This is a genomic window from Legionella pelazae (genome assembly GCF_052527395.1).
Genome location: NZ_JBNVZS010000044.1, coordinates 1 through 218, shown reverse-complemented (window position 1 = coordinate 218; position 218 = coordinate 1). Strand labels below are relative to the sequence as shown.

Below are 218 nucleotides of genomic sequence, written 5' to 3'. Positions count from 1 at the left end.
CAAGTAATGACTTACCCTTAGAAGGGGGATATGGGGTTGTAGCTCAGCTGGGAGAGCACCTGCCTTGCACGCAGGGGGTCGGGAGTTCGAACCTCCCCAGCTCCACCAGGATTGACAAGATAAAAAACCATTTTAAGTGAAGGCCTAAGCCGTCTTTCAGTGGTTTTTTATCTGGTATAATCCAGAGGTTCATTAACAATTTGGTAGAGATTAACGAG

Annotated in this window: 1 tRNA gene; it reads left to right on the top strand. The window is 46.8% G+C overall.

The window, feature by feature from the left end:
* The first annotated feature begins 32 nt into the window (after nt 1-32).
* Nucleotides 33-108 (top strand) — tRNA-Ala (locus ACQUW5_RS15330).
* The last annotated feature ends 110 nt before the right edge of the window (nt 109-218 follow it).